Source organism: Mucilaginibacter oryzae, from assembly GCF_003148845.1.
Classification (GTDB): domain Bacteria; phylum Bacteroidota; class Bacteroidia; order Sphingobacteriales; family Sphingobacteriaceae; genus Mucilaginibacter; species Mucilaginibacter oryzae.
Window position 1 is genome coordinate 160830 of record NZ_QGHA01000007.1, and the last position, 19200, is coordinate 180029.

The following is a 19200-nucleotide window of genomic DNA, read 5'->3' on the forward strand; positions in this document are numbered from 1 at the left end:
AGCAGGAGTGTTAAGGCAATATAATAAACTTACCGGGAAATTTCCCGGTAAGTTATCATAAATAGCTTTCGGCTTTAAGCGTTTTGCTTTGGACTTCAATTAATGGTAACCCGGGTTTTGTTTAAGAACCGGCGAACCGCCTTTTACGCTTAAGTCAATTTCGCGTTGCGGTATCGGATAATATTCATTTTTACCTTTAAGAAACTTTCCGCCCTTAACGTCATTGGTCTGTGTACTTTGGAACGTTATGTAGGCGTTAAGTTCGGTATCGGCAATTCCCCAGCGTACTAAATCAAAAAACCGGTGGCCTTCCATAGCCAGTTCAATTTTGCGTTCAAAATAAATAGCTTTCAAGGCAAAATCCTTGCTGGCAAAAGCTCCGGCCGGATATGGACTTACTTTATAATTTGCTGCCGGCTCGTCGGTAAAACCTTTGGTCGGATTTTCATCGTCAATATATTTGTGTACAAAACCTTCGGGGTTGGCGGCACGGTTACGCACCTGGTTTACGTAACTTTCGGCTTTATCCAGGCTACCAACCTGTACTTCAACCTCGGCAGCCATTAATAACACATCAGCATAACGGATAATGTTATAATTAATACCTGAACCAGGTGCCCATGAAGTATTATCACCATTAGTTTCCTGCTCGGCCTGGCCGTAAACGTTTTTAATCGGCGAGTACGGTCCCGCGTAAGCCTGATCGCGGATCCAGTCTGAGCCAGGATGTAAGCCCCAATCCAGATAAGGGATACCACGGCGGCCGGCGGTCCAGTCTAAACGAGGGTCGATAGTACCGTCATCAGGCGTAAAGCTTTGGCTTGACGACAGGTTCATGTCCGTTTTAATAGCATGGCTGTTATAGTCATCCAGGTAAGGCAGGCCTGACGTTGGATTGGTGCGGAAATGGTTGGCCAGATCAATAGATGGCTGGTAAAAACCGCAGCAGCTAAACGGACTACTGTTACCATAAGGGAAATTCAGCATATCGCCGTTGTTGGCCTGCGAAGGGCCATTAGGGTCGGCGTTGGCAGCAGCCTGAACAGCAAATACAGATTCGGCGCTGTTATTGGTAGCCGTACGGAAATTATCATTAAACTTTGCGTTAAGCGCATATTTTTTTCCGTTGGCTGTTACCCCTTGTGCTATCACTGCATCAAAAAGGGGTTTTGCATCGGTATATTTATGTTCAAAAAGATAAGTTTTGGCAAGGTAAGCGCCGGCAGCCCATTTATTGGCCCTGCCTGCATCAGGCTGTGTACCCGGCAAATTTGCATAGGCATACTTAAAATCGTCCTCTATCTTAGCCCAGATATCAACGCCCGAATTTGGCTGATTGATATCTTGAGTGGTTTCATCAAGATAAGGCACGTTGTTAAACATCTTTTTCAGATCAAAATAATAATGCGCCCTCAAAAACCTTGTTTGGGCCAGCAAGTTGGTTTTGGCCGCGTCGGTTATTTTAGGAATGCTCATGATTGATCTGATAGTATTATTGCAGCGCGAAATACCTTCATAGTCGGCCCTCCATTTTGAATCGAAAAAGCCGTTGCTGCCATCGGCATTGTATTTCATGATAGGTTCGATAGGGGTTTGATCGCCTGCCACACTGCCTTTAGAGGCATCTCCACCTGCCACACCGCCATAAATCCAGTTGTCTGGCGAAGCTTCCCATGCACCGCCGCCCCCAACTGCGGCGTCGCCACCTTGCTGCCCGTCAAGCACGGCGTATGCCCCGATTAATAATTGGTTTGCACCTTCTTCGGTTTGTAAAAACTGCGGTTCCAGTGCGCCGGTAAGCGGTTTATCTAAATATGATTTTTTACACGCGCCAAGTGCTAATGTACCCAGCAATATGGTTGTGATATATTTTAATGCTTTCATCGTAATCCTTCTTGAATAATCTGTTATAATGAAAAATTAACACCAAATAAAAATGTGCGCGGACTGCCATAGCTGCCTTCGTCAATGCCGAAAGTAGTGGTGCTGCCGCCAAGTTCAGGATCAACGCCTTTGTAACCGGTAATGGTGAACAGGTTGGTTGCCGAAGCATAAATACGCAGCTTTTGTACGCCGATTTTTTTAAGACTATTGAGGTTAAATGAATAGCCTATCTGCGCGTTACGCATACGTACATAGGTGCCGTTTTCAACAAAATAAGAGTTTGGTGTTGAGCCGCTGCTGGTAGATGCGTCGAGCTCCTGGATAGGCGCTTTTGCATTGTGATTGGTGGGTGTCCAGGAATCATATAATGCGGTGTGGCTTTTTGCCGTTTCGAACGAGGAATAAAAATCTGTCCAGTATTTTACGCTGTTCCAGATCTTGTTACCAAACGAACCATATAAAAATACACTGGCATCAAAGTTTTTATAGGTTACGCCAAGGTTTAACCCGGCGGTAACTTTGGGGTTAGGATTACCGATAAATGTACGGTCGGCATCGGTAATTATACCATCGCCATTTACATCTTTGTATTTAAACCTGCCTGGTTTAACATCACTTTGATAAACCTCGTCAGGGTTATTGGTAATTTTTTGTGCCGACGCGTTAGCCGCGTTTATTTCGGCCTGGCTGTTCCAGAAACCTTCTATCTGGTAACCGTAAAATTCGCCTAATGAGTGGCCAACCTGGTTACGGCTTACAAAGTTGTCAAACCGGCCCAGGTGGGTTCCGTAAAAATAATCGGCGCCTGTTGATACGGCTTTAATTTGGTTATTATAAGTAGTTACCGTACCGGTAGCGCTGAAATTCAGGTCGGCGCTGGCTTTGTAGTTTCCGGTTATTGATACGTCCAAACCATCGGTTTTCATTTTACCAACGTTTATGAAAGGAGCAGCGCCATTGCCTGCCGTACCCAATTGAGGCGCGTTAAACAGCAGGTCGCGGATATCTTTACGATAATAATCGGCCGTAATCGAAATCTTGCCATCAAACAAGGTAGCATCAAAGCCAAAGTTGGTGTTTATATCCTTCTCCCACTTGGCATCAGGATTAGCGATTTGTGCCTGGTAAAAGCCGGGGACAATATTAGGTCCGCCATTAATAGGGTAATATGACTGGCCAATATTGGTGTTAAACGTGGTAAAAGCGTTTTCAGGATTGATATTGATCTGGTTGCCCATAATGCCCCATCCGCCCCTGATCTTCAGGTCTGTGATCCATTTAGAGCTTTTAAGGAAGTTTTCCTGCGAGATACGCCACGCGCCGCTAAAAGACGGAAAATAACCATATTTGTTCTTTTCTGAAAACGGAGAAGCGCCGTCCCTACGAATAGTTGAGTTAAACAAATACTTATCATCATAGGCATAATCAAAACGGGCAAATAATGAAAACAGCGTTTGCGAATTACGGCTGCTATAATTGCTGCCAGGTGTGCCGGTTGACAGGTTTACATAATTAGGGTCAAAAGAAAAATAGTTTTTACTGTTGGCACCCATGCTTGAGTTATAATTTTCTACCGATTCGGTACCTGCAAGCAGCTTTATGTTATGCTTGCCAAAATCGCGCTGAAACGTTAACGTGTTGGTCCAGTTATAGGTGTAGTTGCTGTATGAATCTTCCCCGTAGCTGTTAGTTAACGAGTTTTCAACGTTTTCATAAGTAGGATAGCTGAAGTAGTGGTCGTGTCCGTTTGTGATATCGCCGCCAAAGCTGGTACGGAGGGTTAGGCCTTTTAAGATATCGGCCTCAGCAAACAGGTTACCTAATATACGGTAATCAACAGCACCATTTACTGCCGAACGGTTTTGAATTGCTACCGGGTTGTTGGCATCGCCCAGGCCCGAGCCGTAGCTGCCCGCGTAGTTACCTTTAATATCATAAACCGGGATAATAGGCTGCTCACGAATGGCCATGGTAATTACACCATCGGGATCGTTAGCGCCAACTTTTGGATTTTTAGTGATGGAATAAGCAATGTTTTCGCCTACCCTTATATGCTTAGACAGGTTAAACGTAGTATTTGAACGAAGGCTGTAGCGCTTTTGATAAGTATCTATCAGTGTACCCTGCTGATTGTAGTAATTAAGGGAAAACAAATAGCTTGCCTGTTCTGTACTACCGCTTACCGATAGGTTATGACTGGTTATAGGCGCATTTTTAAAAATTGCATGATACCAGTCAGTTCCGGCTTTATTGGCTTTGGTAATACGATAGAAGTTATTATAATCATTGGGTGATGTAAAATAAGGGTTTACATAGTACAGTTTAGGATCAACAGCAGGGTCACCTTCTTTTGCTCCTGCAGGTGTGATGTAATCGGGCAGGGTGTATGTTGATCCGCTGCCGTCTGGATTGTACTGGTCATCCTGAAAATCGGTAATACCTGAGTTTTTCTGCGCTGTCATTTTCAGGGTTGCCATTTCTTTCGGGCTTAAAATATCCCAAACGTTACCGCCTTTAGGCTTTTGGGTGCCGTAGTAAGCATCGTACTGGATATTTACCTTGCCCTTACCCTTTTTAGTGGTAATGATGATTACACCGTTTGCCGCCCTCGAACCATAAATTGAGGCCGAGCTGGCATCCTTTAATACCTGGAACGATTCGATATCGTTTGGATTAAGTGTGCTGACATCGGTTGTCTCCACGCCATCTACTATATATAATGGTGTATTGATACCGAAGGTGTTAAAGCCGCGGATGTGGATCTGCGGTTCCTCGCCAGGCTGGCCCGAACCAGTAACGGTAACACCAGAGGCCTGGCCCTGTAGCTGGTTAATAACCGATGAGGTAGCCTGTTTATTCAGGTCTTTAACGTTCACTACGGCTACCGCGCCGGTTAAATCCTTCTTTTTCTGGGTGGTATAACCAACTACCACAACTTCGTTCAAAGCTTTTGATTCTTCAAGCAAGGTAATATTGATGCTGGTTTGACCATTAACCGGAACAGATTGAGCGGTAAAGCCAAGAAAGGTGAACTCGAGCGTTCCGGTGCCATCAGGCAGGGTAAGGGAATACTTACCGTTAATATCGGTAACGGTTCCTAAATTACTGCCTTTTAATTTTACAGCCACGCCTGGCAGCGGTAAGCCTTTCACGTCTTTTACCACACCTGTAACCGTTACGGTAACGATAGGCTTATCATTAGCAGGTTTTATTACAATAATATCATCCACCACCTGGAAGGTAAGCGCCTGCTTTTGCAAAACCTGCTTCATTACCGATTCGATGGAAGCATCCTGCACAGCGACGCTTATTTTTTTGTCAACATCTACCTGGTCAAGCCGGTAAAAAACAGTGTATTTACTGCTTTTTTCAATCTGCTTAAACATTTGCTTCACAGAGATATTGTTTACATTAAAGTTGTAAACGTTTTGCGAGTAAGCGGCAGCGTGTATTTGCATAATGCCCGTTAAGAGCAGAACGGTTACCAGCTTCATAATTTTGATAGTTTTTTGCCACAGGCCTGCAGCCAGAGCGGACTTTCTGTAAAAATTAATCATAAATTTGTTTGTTAATCAGTTAATACGGTGCTTCCCCAAGCTTAGGGTATTAGCTTTGATTGTTTATAAGCCCGGGTTGTGTTGGTAGCACATCCGGGTTTTTTTTTTGTTATAAGAGCGTTAGTTTTTCTTCATATTTCAGTTGTTTTTCATGTGTTTAGTTATTGTTGGTTTTAGTGATATTAATTACGTCTCCGTTCCGGGTATAATCAATGGGGGTGTTCTCCATAATAAGCGACAGTACTTTTTCAATATCAGGCACATTTTTAAAGCTGCCCGAATAGCGAATGTTGGCAATCTCGTCGTTGTTGATATGGATGGTTACATTGTAGCGCCTTTCCAGTACGCCTGCCATTTCTTTAAGCGTTGCATCTTCAAATACCAGCAGGTTATCCTTCCAGCCGTCGTATAGGTTTAATTTGGCCTCGTCAACCTCGGTAACCTGGATCTCGTTCATGTTTTTAGTATCCGGGGCAGTGTAGCTGTAGCTTTCTTTTTTAGGCTGGTAATAAATACGCAATACCTGGTGATGCTTTACGTAAATGCGGTTCATTTCGCGGTTACTGCTTTCGGCGTTACCTTCAACAGATACCTCGCCCTTTACAACCGTGGTTTCTAAAAACTGATCGGTAGCATAGGCTTTAAGATTGAATTTGGTACCGATATCCCTCACCGTATAGTTTTTGGTATTAACTATAAAGGGGATCTCTTTTTTGCCCGGCGCTATTTCAAAAAAAGCTTCGCCTTCCAAATAAACGGTTCTGGTTGTTTTACCAAAATCGGCGGTATAATTGAGCTTGCTGCCGGCGTTTAACCAAACCAGGGTGCCATCGCTCAACACAACTTTTTTTATGTAGCCATGGTTAACCGCTATTTGTTTTACGCTTTGTATGTTTTTTGAATAGCGCTTATAAAAAGTAACCGAAAGCGCTGTAAGCAAAGCTACACAGGCGGCAACCTTACCCCAGTAAATGAGCCGTGAATAGCGGGTTTGTGTTTGCGGCTCAATCTTACCTGAAAATTTATCGTAAGCATTATACTTATTTACCACCTTTGGCTGCAGGTAAAGCATGTTGTGCCAGGTTTCATAAAGTTGTGCAAAATATTGTTCGTTTTCGGGGTGCGCGCTAATCCACTGCTTCACCTGCTCAAGCTCCTGGGGGGCAGCCTCGCCGGTAATGTATTTTACTAACAGCAGTTTTACTTCTTCGTTATCCATTTGTAATATTATCGTTAAGACAATTAAAAAAATGGATACCCTCAAAAGGAAGCTAAATTTTTTTGGGGATTACACCGATTGAGGATTGATTGCATCGATTTTTTTGTCTGAACTCGAATTTTAAGGAACGATAACAGGGAAATTGGTTAAGAAAAGCCGGATTACATGCGGCTCCTATTGATCCATTTATAGTTCCTTAATATTGTTGTAAACACGAAACTCCTAACGGGAGTTATAAAAGCGCCCCAACGGGGGTATCGTGTTTGCAGCAAATGAATAGACATTTTCCGGCTCAATGGGAGCCACGTGTTCTGAAAGCGATTTCCTTGATCAAATCACGTTTAATTACATCAAAAGCGCTTAAATAGCGTATCTTGGGGATTTGAAAGGGCCGGATTTAACAATTATCACCAAACTTAATGAGTGTTAAACAGATAACCGGCCCGCAACACATTAGTATTTAACAATTTTTAACATTTGAGCTAAATTTTTAGTTGGCGAAAAACTCAACAGGTGTTTAAGTTTGCCTACCGAAACGAAAAAAAATTAATGGAACAACAAAATAGCTATACAGGCGGCGTAGCGCCCACCGCTCCGTCGGCCCCCGTATCGTATTCAACCGATATCAGGGCTTTGAACGAGATGATACAAAGAGAAAGCGCGTTTATCGATCTGCTGGTAATGGAGATGGATAAAGTGATTGTTGGTCAGCGTTACATGGTTGAGCGTTTGCTGATCGGTTTACTGGCCGATGGGCATATCCTTTTGGAAGGCGTTCCGGGCCTGGCGAAAACTTTGGCCATTAATACGCTTTCAAAAGCTATCCAGGCCGGTTTCAGTCGTATACAGTTCACCCCCGACCTGCTTCCTGCGGATTTGGTGGGTACCATGATCTACAACCAGAAAAAAGAAGAGTTCATTGTACGCCAGGGACCTATTTTCTCCAACTTTATTTTGGCGGATGAGATTAACCGTGCGCCTGCCAAAGTACAGAGTGCTTTGCTGGAGGCGATGCAGGAACGCCAGGTAACCATCGGCGATACTACCTTTAAACTACCCAACCCGTTCCTGGTACTGGCCACCCAAAACCCCGTTGAGCAGGAAGGTACCTACCCGCTTCCGGAAGCGCAGGTTGACCGTTTTATGCTGAAGGTAGTGATCAAATACCCAACCAAGGAAGACGAGAAAAAGATTATGCGTGCCAATATTTCGGCTGGTGGTATGGCTAAGCCAAACGCCATCATCAAACCCGAAGAAATTGTACGCGCCCGCCAGATCGTCCGCGAAGTTTATATGGACGAGAAGATTGAGCAGTATATCATCGATATCGTGTTCGCTACCCGTTTCCCTGATCAGTTTAAACTGGCCAAATACAAATCACTGATCACTTTTGGCGCTTCGCCAAGGGCAAGTATCAGTTTGGCGCTGGCCTCAAAGGCTTACGCTTTCATCAAACGCCGCGGTTATGTAATCCCGGAAGATGTTCGCGCGGTTTGTCATGATGTATTAAGGCACCGTATCGGCTTAAGCTACGAAGCCGAAGCCGAAAACATCACCAGCGAGGACATCATTACCGGTATCCTGAACGCGATAGAGGTACCGTAGGCTGCCCCACCCAAACCCTCCCCGGGAGGGAGGGCTTTAAGAAAAAGGGCGTTTAATGAAAATAACTAACTAAGACATTCAAAAGTCTCCCCTACCGGGGGAGATTTAGAGGGGGCTGCTTATGGCTAAAGACACCAAAGATCTGCTAAAAAAGGTAAGGAAGATCGAGATCAAAACCCGTGGCTTGAGTAACCACCTGTTTTCGGGTGAGTATCATTCGGCTTTTAAGGGGCGTGGTATGGCCTTTAGTGAGGTGCGTGAATACCAGATTGGCGACGAGATCCGCACTATCGACTGGAACGTGACCGCACGCTTTAACCACCCCTATGTAAAAGTATTTGACGAGGAGCGCGAGCTTACCGTGATGATTTTGATGGATGTGAGCGGTTCGGAATACTTCGGTACGCAAGCTCAGCAAAAGCAGGAACTGGCTACCGAGATTTGCGCCGTGCTGGCATTTTCGGCCATACAAAACAATGATAAGGTAGGCGTGATATTTTTTAGCGATAAGGTAGAGAAATTTATCCCGCCTAAAAAAGGGCGCAGCCATATCCTGATGATCATTCGCGAACTGATCAACTTCGAACCGGAAAACAAGGGCACCAATGTGGCCGAGGCATTAAGGTATTTTACCGGCGCTATTAAAAAGAAGTGCACCGCCTTTGTACTGTCGGATTTTATTACGCCCGAGTTTGAGAACGAGCTCAAGATCGCCAATAAAAAGCATGATATCGTTGCCCTGAAACTGTACGACAAGCATGAGGAAGAGTTCCCCGACCTGGGCCTCATCCCGATGAAGGACGAAGAAAGCGGGCATATTATGTGGGTAAACACCGGCGATAAAGCCGTGCGCGAAGCTTTTAAATGGGATGCCGTAAAACGCAATGCGGCTTTGCAGGATACCTTTAAACGTTCGGGTGTTGATTATACCACTATCGGTACGCACGAATCATACGTAAAACCATTAATGACACTATTTAAAAAGCGCGGGGGCCGACGTTAATACACATGAACAGGTACATTAAATATACCCTAACTGTATTGGTTTTGCTTGCAGGCTTTTATCATACAGCCGGGGCACAGGAAGCTTTTGGGCCAAGGGCGGCGCTTACCAAACAATCCATATTAATTGGCGAGCAAACCCAGCTGCATTTAAGCGTTCGTTTTCATGCAAAAGACAGTATTGGATTCCCGAAACTGGCTGATAGCATTGGCAGCAAGATCAGGATAGCGGGCATGAAGGCCGATACTACATTTGATAAGGGTGATAACTCTATCGAAACCATTACCCGCCACTATACCATTACGGCATTCGACAGCGGATCGTACACCATACCATCGTACGCGTTTAAAATGCCGGTGGGGGTAATGCAAACCGATTCATTGGTGCTGGATGTTAAAACCGTTCCGGTTGATACCACCAAGGCCTTTTATGATATTAAACAACCGCTGGCCATCAAATACACTTTTTGGGATTGGCTGCGCGATAACTGGAAACTGGTAGCGGGTATTTTAGCGGCCATGGCGGCTACAGGCGGTGTAGTTTACTACCTGCTTAAACGGCCTAAAAAAGAAGTGGTTGTTGAGGAGCCGAAGCCGATCAAGCCACCGCACGTTATCGCCCTTGAAAAACTGGCCGAAATTAAAGGCAAACAGCTTTGGCAGCAGGAACAGGTTAAAGAGTACTATATTGAGATAAGCGATGTAGTACGCGATTACCTGGAGCAACGCTATAACATTCAGGCCCATGAGCAAACATCCGAAGAGATTTTTGCAAGCCTGAAACACATGGATATAGCCAGCGAAGACCGTAACCTGTTGAGGCAGCTGCTTGTATTATCTGACATGGTGAAATTTGCCAAAGAAAAACCTACGCCGTTTGAAAATGAGAAGAGCATGGAAAACGCGGTAAGCTTTGTGAAGGATACGCAACCTAAAGCTGTGCCGGTAAGCACGAAGGAGGACGAAGCCAAATGAGCTGGTTTAAAGGAATAGAATTTGCACATCCGGGCTTTTTCTGGCTGTTTCTCAGCATCCCGCTTATTGCAGGCTGGTACATCTGGAAGCAGAAGCAGTTGAACGCCAGTATGACCATGCCAACCATTCGTGGTTTTGCCATGATTACCAAAAGCGCTTTACCGCGTTTCAGGCATCTGGGCATCATATTGCGATCGTTGGCATTAGCCGCGCTCATTGTGGCGCTGGCCAGGCCGCAAACATCATTAAGCTGGCAGGATACTACTACCGAGGGGATCGATATCGTAATCGCTTCGGATATTTCGGGTAGTATGCTGGCCGAAGATTTTAAGCCCAACAGGCTGGAAGCCGGTAAAAACATCGCTATCGATTTTATTAAAAACCGTCCTAATGATAGGATAGGCCTCGTGATTTTTAGTGGTGAAAGCTTTACGCAGTGCCCGCTTACCATCGATCATTCGGTGCTGGTGAATTTGTATGCAGATATTAAAAACGGGATGATTGAGGATGGTACCGCCATTGGTATGGGTTTGGCTACCGCCGTTAACCGCTTAAAAGATAGCCAGGCAAAAAGTAAAGTAGTGATCCTGCTTACCGATGGTTCTAACAACTCGGGGTCTATCCCGCCCATCACCGCAGCCGAAATTGCCAAACAATTTAACGTAAGGGTTTATACCGTGGGTATAGGTACCAACGGCTATGCCCCCTACCCTGTTCAAACGCCTATGGGCGTACAATACCAACGCATGAAAGTTGATATTGATGAGGGTACATTAAGCAAAATAGCTACCATCACCGGCGGCAGGTATTTTAGGGCCACCAACAACAACGCCCTGAAGGATATTTACGAACAAATTGACAGACTGGAAAAAGCCAAGATAGATGTTACCCAGTACCGCAAAAAAACTGAGCGTTTTTTACCGTTCGCCATTATTGCACTGGCGTTTTTATCGTTGGAGTTTTTAACCAAAAACACCCTGCTTAAAGGGGCTATAACATAACAGCATGCTACGTTTTGCAAATACAGAATATTTATGGGCCTTGCTTGCTATTCCGCTGCTTCTCTTTATTTTTTTGAGGGTTAACTGGTGGAAACGTAAAGTCATAGCCTCGTTAGGTAATAAAGAGGTGGTGGCGCAAATGATGCCGCAGGTATCGCACTCGCGCCCCTGGATCAAGTTTATCTTTTTCATTGTTGCCTACGCTATCCTGATTGTTGGCATTGCCGATCCGCAGTTGGGCTCGAAAACAGAAGAGGTTAAACGCAAAGGCGCCGACCTGATGATCCTGCTCGACGTATCGAACAGTATGCTGGCGCAGGATCTGGCCCCCAACCGCCTGGAAAACGCCAAACGCGCCCTGGCCCAGCTGATAGATAAACTGCATGATGATCGCATCGGCATTATCGTTTTTGCCGGCCAGGCCTATGTGCAGTTGCCCGTTACAACCGATTATTCGGCAGCCAAGCTGTTTTTAAATACCATCAATACCGATATGGTGCCTACGCAGGGTACGGCCATCGGCGCGGCGATCAATTTAGGCTTGCAGTCGTTTGATTTTAAGAACGGTACCGGCAAATCCATGATCATTATTACCGATGGTGAAAACCATGAAGATGACGCGGTATTGGCAGCCAAAGAGGCGCTTTCAAAAGGCGTCACGGTTAATGTGGTTGGTGTAGGCTCGGAAGAAGGCGCGCCGATTCCTATTTTACAAAACGGCAGGCAGGTAGGTTTCCATAACGACAGTACCGGTCACCCGGTTATAAGTAAGCTTAATGAGGCTATGGGGAAAGAAATTTCGGCGGCCGGAAGCGGCGTTTACGTGCGCGCCAACAATGCCAACAGCGGTTTGAACATTGTGATGGACCAGATTGCCAAAGTACAGCGCAAAATGACCGATACCAAACAGTTTAAGGATTTTGAGGATAGGTTCCAGTTTTTCCTGGCCATCACCTTTGTGTTGCTGCTGGTTGAGTTTTTCATCTCCAACCGTAAAAACATGCGCCTGAGCAAGATCAAATTATTTGAAGTTGAAGTAAAACAACCATGAAGCGATATATCATAGCCATTATATTAGTGCTGCAGGCTTCATTAACGTTTGCCCAGCAGGAAAAAAAGTTCATTAAACAGGGTAATGAACTTTATCAGCAAAAGAAATATAAGGAAGCCGAAGCAGCCTATCGCCAGGCCTTAGGGAAACAGGCAAAAACCACTCAAGGTAATTTTAACCTTGGTGATGCCATGTTTAAACAAAAGAAATTTGGCGATGCCGCCAACCAGTTCAATAAGCTGGCTACATCCACAACCGATAAAAATGTGAAGGCCGGCGCCTACCACAATGTGGGCAATTCCTTTTTAACCGAGAAAAAATACCAGGAAAGTATCGATGCCTACAAAAAAGCTTTGCTGAACAACCCAAAGGATGATGAAACCCGCTATAACCTGGCTTACGCCCAAAAAATGCTGAAAAACCAGCAGGACAAAAACAAAGGCGGCGGCGGTGGTGGCGGCAACAACAAAGACAAAAACAAGGATAAAAATAAAGACAACAAGAACAAGGACGATAAGAATAAAGACAAGAGCGATAAGGATAAAAAAGACCAGGATAAAAACAAGCAGGACCAGAACAAGCAAAACCAGGATCAGAAAGATCAGCAGCAACAGCAGGGCCAGCAGCCTAACCAGCTATCTAAAGATGATGCCCAGCGCATGCTTGATGCCCTGAACAATGATGAAAAGCAAACCCAGGATAAGCTGAAGAATAAAAAATTAAAAGGCGCTAAAGTTCCTATTTCAAAAGACTGGTAAACCTTGTTGTTTTTTAAATAACTAATGAAAATTAAACTATCCATATTAACGCTGCTGCTGTTTTGCTCAAGCTTCGCTTTCGCGCAGATTAAGTTTACGGCATCGGCAGATAGAACTACCATCGGTACGGGAGAAATCTTTGAGATCACCTTCTCCATCAATGCCAATGGCGAACGTTTTGCCCCTCCTGCTTTCGCGGGCTTCCAGGTAGTTGCCGGGCCCAACGTATCCAACAGCGTATCCATGATTAACGGGGTAACATCGGCCAGCCTGGCTTATGGGTATGATTTGATGGCCACCAAAGAGGGAGAGTTCACTATCGGCCCCGCCACCATTATGGCTGGCGGAAGGCCTTACAGCACAGCGCCTATTAAAATAAAGGTGGTAAAAGGTTCGGCGCCGGGTGGCGGTGGTGGTTCGCAGGGCAATAGCCGCCAGCAGCAACAACAACAGTTTAACGCTCCCGACGAAAGTAATATCCAGCGCGGCAGGGTGAAGGATATTTCAAAGTCGCTTTTTTTGCGCACTTCGGTTGATAAATCGTCGGTATACTTGGGTCAGCAGATTGTGATGAATCTGAGGCTGTACACCCGTGTAGCTATAGTTAACGGCGAACCCGAAAAAATTCCCGACCTGAACAGTTTTTACAGCCAGGATATTAAAAATAACAACCCTAACGCCCAGTGGCGCACCGAGGTGTTAAACGGTGTACGGTATAACGTGACCGATATCAAGAAAACCATCCTGTTCCCCGAGCATGAGGGCAATATCACCATCGAGCCTGCCATTATGAACTTTGTAATCAGGCAGCAGGCCGCCTCCTCATCGGGCGATCCGTTTGATGCTTTTTTTGGCGGCTATGAGGATGTGAAATACCGTATAAAGAGTACCCCGGTGGTTATCCACGTAAAACCATTGCCAATGGCAGGCAAACCTGCCGATTTTAGCGGAGCGGTTGGTACGTTTAACATCGCGGCCTCGCTGGATAAAAACCAGATCAAAGCCAACGATGCCATTAACTATCAACTCAAGGTAAGCGGTACAGGCAACCTGAAATTATTGAAGCCGATAAGCCCTAACTTCCCGCCCGATTTTGAGAAGTACGACCCCAAGGTAACCGATACCATCACCGAAAATGAAAACGGATCGTCGGGCAGCAGGCGGTACACCTATTTGCTGATCCCGAGGCACCAGGGCGATTATACCATCGACCCGGTTAAGTTCTCATACTTTAACCCGGCAACAGGCAGATACGTAACTTTAACAACCCGCGCCTTCCAGGTTAAGGTGGCTAAAGGTACCGGCGATAACAGCAATGTTACGGCCTTCTCGGGCGCGGGCAAACAGGATGTTAAAGTGCTGAGCAATGATATCCGTTACATCAAAACAGGCACCGAATTAAATGAAGTAGGCAGCGATTTTTATGGTTCGGGGCTATATTATTTCCTGCTGGTATTAGGTCCGCTGGGGTTTGCCGGGGCTTTGGTTTACGGCAAATGGCGCGACAAGAACAATGCGGACGTAGCGGGCATGAAGAGCCGTAAAGCAGGCAGGGTGGCGGCCAAACACCTCGCCGTAGCCAAACAACGTTTAGCCGCCAATGATAGCAAGGCATTTTATGAAGATCTGTTCCGTGGGTTATATGGCTACCTGAGTAACAAGCTGAACATTCCTTATGCCGACCTTAACCGCGAAAAGATTGCCGATGAGTTGAAAGCCCGATCGTTGGATGAAAGCCTGATTAACGAGATGCTGGATACGCTGGATATGTGCGAGATGGCACGTTACGCGCCGGTATCGGGCATTACCGGGCAGCAGGTGTTTGATAAGGCCCAAACCATGATCAATAACATTGAAAGTAAAATATAACATGCTAAAACGTATGATATACCTGTTCATGATCGTAGCCATGCCCTTACTGGCGCTTGGCGATACGAGAGTGAATAACCAATTAAAGAAAGGGAACGAACAATATGCCAAAGGCCGGTACAAGGATGCCATTGCCACTTATCAGAAAATAGTGGACGACGGGCACATGTCGGCCCTGGTTTATTTTAATTTGGGTAACGCCTATTTTAAAAATAACGATGTGCCATCGGCTTTGCTTTACTACGAAAAGGCCCATAAACTTTCGCCCGGGGATGAGGACATCAACTTCAATATCCAGTTTGCCAACCAAAAAACCACCGATAAGGTAGAAGCCCCGGTGGAGTTTTTTCTCACCCGTTGGTGGCATTCGTTTATCCTCCGGTTTTCGTTAACCACACTCGCTGTTACAAGCATCCTGTTAATAATAACCGGGTTTGGCTTACTGGTAGTTTATCGCTTCACCAATTCGGTCGGCATTAAAAAGGCTTCCTTTTACTCGGCATTACTGATCATTTTTTTAGGTTTGGGCAGTATGTTTACCGCCGACAGGCAGCAGCAATATTTTGACGGCCACCACGGCGCAATTATTTTCAGTAATTCGGTAAACGTAAAAAGCGCACCTACCCCAACGGCGAAAAACCTATTCCTGATTCATGATGGAACGAAGGTTGATGTGCTGGATACCAATAACGGATGGATGAAGGTAAAACTGGCCAATGGCAGTGAAGGCTGGATCAATGCCTCGGATGCGAGGGAGATTTAGTTTTTGGGGAGGTGAAAGGATAAAGGTAAAAGGCGAAAGGTTTTTTTAGCTATCCCGTTTTCCCGCCATTTCTTTCTCTTAACTGTCATTTCGACAAATAGGCGCGGGAATTTAGCGTTGGGCATGAGGAGAAATCTTTTACGCCATGCATGTGAAACTCGCGTAATACCGCTGTCCGTAGACGCTGTCTACAGATGATTATGCTCGGAGTTTGCAACTCTGGCATGTGTAAAAATCCACGGTAGTCAAAGACTACCGGCATAGTGGTCCGAAATCTCCAGACTTCGGAGAGCGGACGAGGCTTCCGGCAGCGATAGAAAAAGCTTTTTGCTTTCAGCCTTCAGCTTTAAGCTCCTTACTAACCGACAAAAGTTCCAGTACATCCTCTTCAGTACCCATAAAAGGGCCTGATGTTTGGATATTTAAACTTGCCATTGCTGCGGCAAATTCACCTGCCTCCTGGTAGCCTTTACCTTTGGCACGTTGAAATAGGTAGCCCGCCATGTACGTATCGCCGCAACCGGTAGCGTCAACAATTTCGGTTGGTTTATAGGCGGGGATGGTGTAGTAAACCCCATCTACATAAATTACCGAACCCATGCTGCCAAGGGTTACCACTACTTCCTTAACCCCCCATTCGTTCAGCACTTTGGCACCTTGGTGGATATCGGTGATGCCGGTAAGCACTTCCATTTCGTGTTCGTTTACTTTAAGGGTGGTAATGTACTGCAAAGCCTCACGTTTTTCGGGCCAGTCTACCGGGATTACATTTTTGTCTTCCACCTTGCGCAGGTAGCCTTGCGCATCAAGCGAAAGCCGGCCGTGTTGTGATAGTTTTTTGATAAAGTCCGTCGAGATATCATCGGCCAATAAAGGGCCAAGATGAAAAACGTTAGCTTCGATGCCGTTTAACTGGTGGATAACAAAAGGATCGGCTTTTTGAAGCACGCGCTGGGTACGGTGATCCTGGTTGCCGGAGTAGATATTTTCAAAATAAACAGTTTCGCCGCCGGTGGTGGCTTTTACTTCAATCCCTTTGTCGCGTAGCTTTTCAACAACGGGCATTTCGCTTAAAGCAATTGAGGTAACCAGCACATAGCTCACATCCATATTGCGGATAGCATTTGAAAAATAGAACGAAGTGCCCCCCGCCATGTGTTTTACCGCCTGTGGGGTTACCACTTTATCTAATGTTATATGCCCAACGCAACAAATATCGTACATCAATTTTACTGTTTATGGTGATAAAAAACCGCCTTATTAAGGCAAACAGCAAAAGTAATAAATACCCAACGGAGTACAAGGTTTATAACGGATTATAACAGAAGCGTTATAATTGACAGATACGACAACACCATTTACACCACCGCCCCAAGCACGTGTTGGCGAGCCATCTCCGCCAGGTCGTCAAAATATACCGATGCCAGGTGTTCCCAGCTTAAACGGCGGCTGTACTCAAGGCCTTCTTCAATAAATTGCCTGCGTAGTGTGCTGTTTTTAAGCAGTATAGCTATCTTTTCCACATAACATGCGGCATCATACGGTTGGCATTTAAAACCATTGATACCCTGCTCAATAAAATCTTTCGATCCCCCGCCGTCGGCAATTACGCAAGGCAGGCCCGATGCCATCGCTTCGAGCACTACGTTACCGTAAGTTTCGGAAACAGAAGGGAAAACAAACAGCGTGGCCGAAGCATATAACACCGACAGCGTTTTATGATCAACCTTGCCCAGAAACACCGCGTTTTTCATGCGCGCTTCGCAGGCTTTACGAGCCACACCATCGCCGGCAATTAAAAAATTAACTTCAGGATGCTTATCCTGCATAACCTCGTAAATCCGGAATAAGGTTTCGAGGTTTTTTTCCCAAACCAGGCGGCTGGCAAACAGAATGGTTGGGTTGGTATTGCCGGTAAGTTGCTGTAATACTTCAACATTTCTGTTATCAGGCGAAAAAAGATGATTGTCCATCCCCCTTTGCCAAAGCTTCATGCGATAGGCCTTTACACCGATGTTCACAAGTTCGTTTTTCATGCTGTTTGATGGCACATAAACCTGGTCGCACTGGTTATAAAAGGCCCGGTGGCTATCGCATATCATCTGTTTAACCTTACCAATTAAAAACGGTGTGTGTTTAAGGTAGTAATCTATATAGGAGATAAAGTGGGTATGGTAAATGGAAATAACCGGCAACGATCTTTGTGTGGCATATTTTAAGGCAAAACTACCCAGTAAGGAGGGAGTGGCTATATGTACAACATCCGGCGAGAATCTATCGAGTTCTTCTTTCAGTTCGCCGGTTACAAGCGCCGGGATGGCCATGGTATAACCTGTATTGATAGGCAGGGTAAGTGCAGGTACTTTTAACGATTCAAAACCGTACAAATCATCCGGACCGGCGCCGTACACAAACAGAAAATCAAAAAGCCTGCGATCAATGCGTTTAATAAGCTGGTACATGGTTCGTACTGCGCCATCAAAATCTTCAATCAATATCTCGGCAAAAAAAGCAACTTTTATCCTTTTCATTTTATTACCGATTAGCAGATGTAAAAACTATTTACCGTTTAGCCGGGCATTGGCATACCGTACCTGCTCGGCAGTATGCTCTTCTTCCTGGCGTTTATTTTCAAAAAAATCGCGTAGCTCAGCAAGTTTATCGGTATTGATCAAATCAACATCACAATCAAGCAGGGCACGCCATACCTCTTTATTTTCGGGCGAAGCCCAAAGCCTAACCCTTTTTTTATACTGGTGCGCTGCGGTTACATAGCTGATCAATAATTGCCTTTGGCTTTCGGGCATAGGCCCTTTGCCGGTCCAGTTAAGCAGGTGCGAATATTTACAGCTGGCGGTTTGATAAACCGCGTTCGATGTGGTATCGGTACGCACCTGCATCAGGTCTTCATCAATAAAAGCGTAACGCAGGGATTGCTCCCTGATTACCTGGTAAGGCTTGTTGCCTGTTAAAACAATAGTAACCTTACCTTGCCTGACCTCGCCGTTGTCGTAGCTTGACAGGATGGACTTGTAATTTTTTAGTATTTCAGCAAGTTTGGCATAGGTTTTCTCCGCGTCGGATTTGATGTCGATCATCAGCGTTATCGGGTAAAGCGGGTATTTGATTTCGCTGTTCCGCCCGTCGTAATAATCCAGCAGGGGTTTAAGATAAAGCTGCTCGAGGGTTCTTTTTTTCCGGAAGGCCGGGAGCAGGTGTGCTACCAGCAATTCATCGTCGCGCAGGTAAATATCGGCTTCAACGTTTAAAAAGCCATGGTCCAGCGCATCATAAAGCGGGCGGCTGTGCCAGTAATCATTATGGGCGAAAGCTCTGGGGAGGGGGCTGCGTTGAGCCTGCGCGCAGGCAGCTGAAAGTGTGATAATAACAAAAAATATAAATTTCAGGTGCTTGTGGCAAAATGCGGCTTGCATCGTAAATTTTATTTGTTGATCCAAAGATACCCGGGCTATATGTACAGACAGTTATGTCATGATAAAGTAAATGTATCACGCC

Annotated in this window: 14 protein-coding genes; 8 read left to right on the plus strand and 6 right to left on the minus strand. The window is 45.5% G+C overall.

Features of this window, described 5'->3' with window-relative positions:
- Positions 1-99 precede the first annotated feature (99 nt).
- The 3 genes from LX99_RS18305 to LX99_RS18315 all read right to left on the minus strand — a co-directional run bounded on the left by LX99_RS18305 (position 100) and on the right by LX99_RS18315 (position 6660).
- Positions 100-1884: a RagB/SusD family nutrient uptake outer membrane protein gene (locus LX99_RS18305; protein ID WP_109609178.1), complete on the minus strand. Its 1785-nt coding sequence runs from the start codon at positions 1882-1884 to the stop codon at positions 100-102.
- 23 nt (positions 1885-1907) lie between these two features.
- A complete protein-coding gene (locus LX99_RS18310; RefSeq protein WP_211319053.1) occupies positions 1908-5378 on the minus strand; it encodes a TonB-dependent receptor in 3471 nt (1156 codons plus the stop codon).
- A 220-nt stretch (positions 5379-5598) separates the two neighbouring features.
- A complete protein-coding gene (locus LX99_RS18315; protein WP_109609179.1) occupies positions 5599-6660 on the minus strand; it encodes a FecR family protein in 1062 nt (353 codons plus the stop codon).
- 549 nt (positions 6661-7209) lie between these two features.
- Here LX99_RS18315 and LX99_RS18320 point away from each other — a divergent pair.
- The 8 genes from LX99_RS18320 to LX99_RS18355 all read left to right on the plus strand — a co-directional run bounded on the left by LX99_RS18320 (position 7210) and on the right by LX99_RS18355 (position 15684).
- A complete protein-coding gene (locus tag LX99_RS18320; RefSeq protein ID WP_109609216.1) occupies positions 7210-8265 on the plus strand; it encodes an AAA family ATPase in 1056 nt (351 codons plus the stop codon).
- 121 nt (positions 8266-8386) lie between these two features.
- Positions 8387-9268: a DUF58 domain-containing protein gene (locus LX99_RS18325; RefSeq protein ID WP_109609180.1), complete on the plus strand. Its 882-nt coding sequence runs from the start codon at positions 8387-8389 to the stop codon at positions 9266-9268.
- Positions 9269-9273: 5 nt separating this feature from the next.
- Entirely contained in the window at positions 9274-10242 is a 969-nt protein-coding gene (locus tag LX99_RS18330; protein WP_109609181.1) for a flagellar basal body-associated FliL family protein, read from the plus strand.
- Complete coding sequence (locus tag LX99_RS18335) at positions 10239-11243, plus strand: vWA domain-containing protein (RefSeq protein WP_211319054.1); 1005 nt, start codon at positions 10239-10241, stop codon at positions 11241-11243. Before LX99_RS18330 ends, LX99_RS18335 begins: the two co-directional genes overlap by 4 nt.
- Before the next feature lie 4 nt (positions 11244-11247).
- Positions 11248-12294 (plus strand): vWA domain-containing protein, encoded by a 1047-nt coding sequence (locus LX99_RS18340; protein WP_109609182.1) that lies wholly within the window; start codon positions 11248-11250, stop codon positions 12292-12294.
- Positions 12291-13052, plus strand: coding sequence for a tetratricopeptide repeat protein (locus LX99_RS18345; RefSeq protein ID WP_022834115.1), 762 nt, complete (start codon positions 12291-12293; stop codon positions 13050-13052). The genes LX99_RS18340 and LX99_RS18345 overlap by 4 nt, the downstream gene beginning before the upstream one ends.
- Positions 13053-13076: 24 nt before the next feature.
- A complete protein-coding gene (locus tag LX99_RS18350; RefSeq protein WP_109609183.1) occupies positions 13077-14921 on the plus strand; it encodes a BatD family protein in 1845 nt (614 codons plus the stop codon).
- A 1-nt stretch (position 14922) separates the two neighbouring features.
- Positions 14923-15684 (plus strand): tetratricopeptide repeat protein, encoded by a 762-nt coding sequence (locus LX99_RS18355; RefSeq protein ID WP_245927959.1) that lies wholly within the window; start codon positions 14923-14925, stop codon positions 15682-15684.
- Between the two features lie 333 nt (positions 15685-16017).
- Here the strand turns inward: LX99_RS18355 and LX99_RS18360 are convergent, their stop codons facing one another.
- The 3 genes from LX99_RS18360 to LX99_RS18370 form a co-directional block, all read right to left on the minus strand.
- Positions 16018-16866 (minus strand): PfkB family carbohydrate kinase, encoded by an 849-nt coding sequence (locus tag LX99_RS18360; protein WP_245927960.1) that lies wholly within the window; start codon positions 16864-16866, stop codon positions 16018-16020.
- A 176-nt stretch (positions 16867-17042) separates the two neighbouring features.
- Positions 17043-18215, minus strand: a complete 1173-nt coding sequence (locus LX99_RS18365; protein ID WP_109609185.1) for a glycosyltransferase family 4 protein — start codon at positions 18213-18215, stop codon at positions 17043-17045.
- A gap of 27 nt (positions 18216-18242) precedes the next feature.
- Complete coding sequence (locus tag LX99_RS18370; protein WP_109609186.1) at positions 18243-19118, minus strand: phosphatidylinositol-specific phospholipase C/glycerophosphodiester phosphodiesterase family protein; 876 nt, start codon at positions 19116-19118, stop codon at positions 18243-18245.
- Positions 19119-19200 lie beyond the last annotated feature (82 nt).

Coding starts and splice junctions, on each gene's coding strand:
- LX99_RS18365 (WP_109609185.1), bottom strand. CDS start 18,215: ATGAAAAGGATAAAAGTTGCTTTTTTTGCCGAGATATTGATTGAAGAT.
- LX99_RS18370 (WP_109609186.1), bottom strand. CDS start 19,118: ATGCAAGCCGCATTTTGCCACAAGCACCTGAAATTTATATTTTTTGTT.
- LX99_RS18310 (WP_211319053.1), bottom strand. CDS start 5,378: ATGAAGCTGGTAACCGTTCTGCTCTTAACGGGCATTATGCAAATACAC.
- LX99_RS18335 (WP_211319054.1), top strand. CDS start 10,239: ATGAGCTGGTTTAAAGGAATAGAATTTGCACATCCGGGCTTTTTCTGG.
- LX99_RS18350 (WP_109609183.1), top strand. CDS start 13,077: ATGAAAATTAAACTATCCATATTAACGCTGCTGCTGTTTTGCTCAAGC.
- LX99_RS18315 (WP_109609179.1), bottom strand. CDS start 6,660: ATGGATAACGAAGAAGTAAAACTGCTGTTAGTAAAATACATTACCGGC.
- LX99_RS18355 (WP_245927959.1), top strand. CDS start 14,923: ATGCTAAAACGTATGATATACCTGTTCATGATCGTAGCCATGCCCTTA.
- LX99_RS18305 (WP_109609178.1), bottom strand. CDS start 1,884: ATGAAAGCATTAAAATATATCACAACCATATTGCTGGGTACATTAGCA.
- LX99_RS18320 (WP_109609216.1), top strand. CDS start 7,210: ATGGAACAACAAAATAGCTATACAGGCGGCGTAGCGCCCACCGCTCCG.
- LX99_RS18340 (WP_109609182.1), top strand. CDS start 11,248: ATGCTACGTTTTGCAAATACAGAATATTTATGGGCCTTGCTTGCTATT.
- LX99_RS18330 (WP_109609181.1), top strand. CDS start 9,274: ATGAACAGGTACATTAAATATACCCTAACTGTATTGGTTTTGCTTGCA.
- LX99_RS18325 (WP_109609180.1), top strand. CDS start 8,387: ATGGCTAAAGACACCAAAGATCTGCTAAAAAAGGTAAGGAAGATCGAG.
- LX99_RS18345 (WP_022834115.1), top strand. CDS start 12,291: ATGAAGCGATATATCATAGCCATTATATTAGTGCTGCAGGCTTCATTA.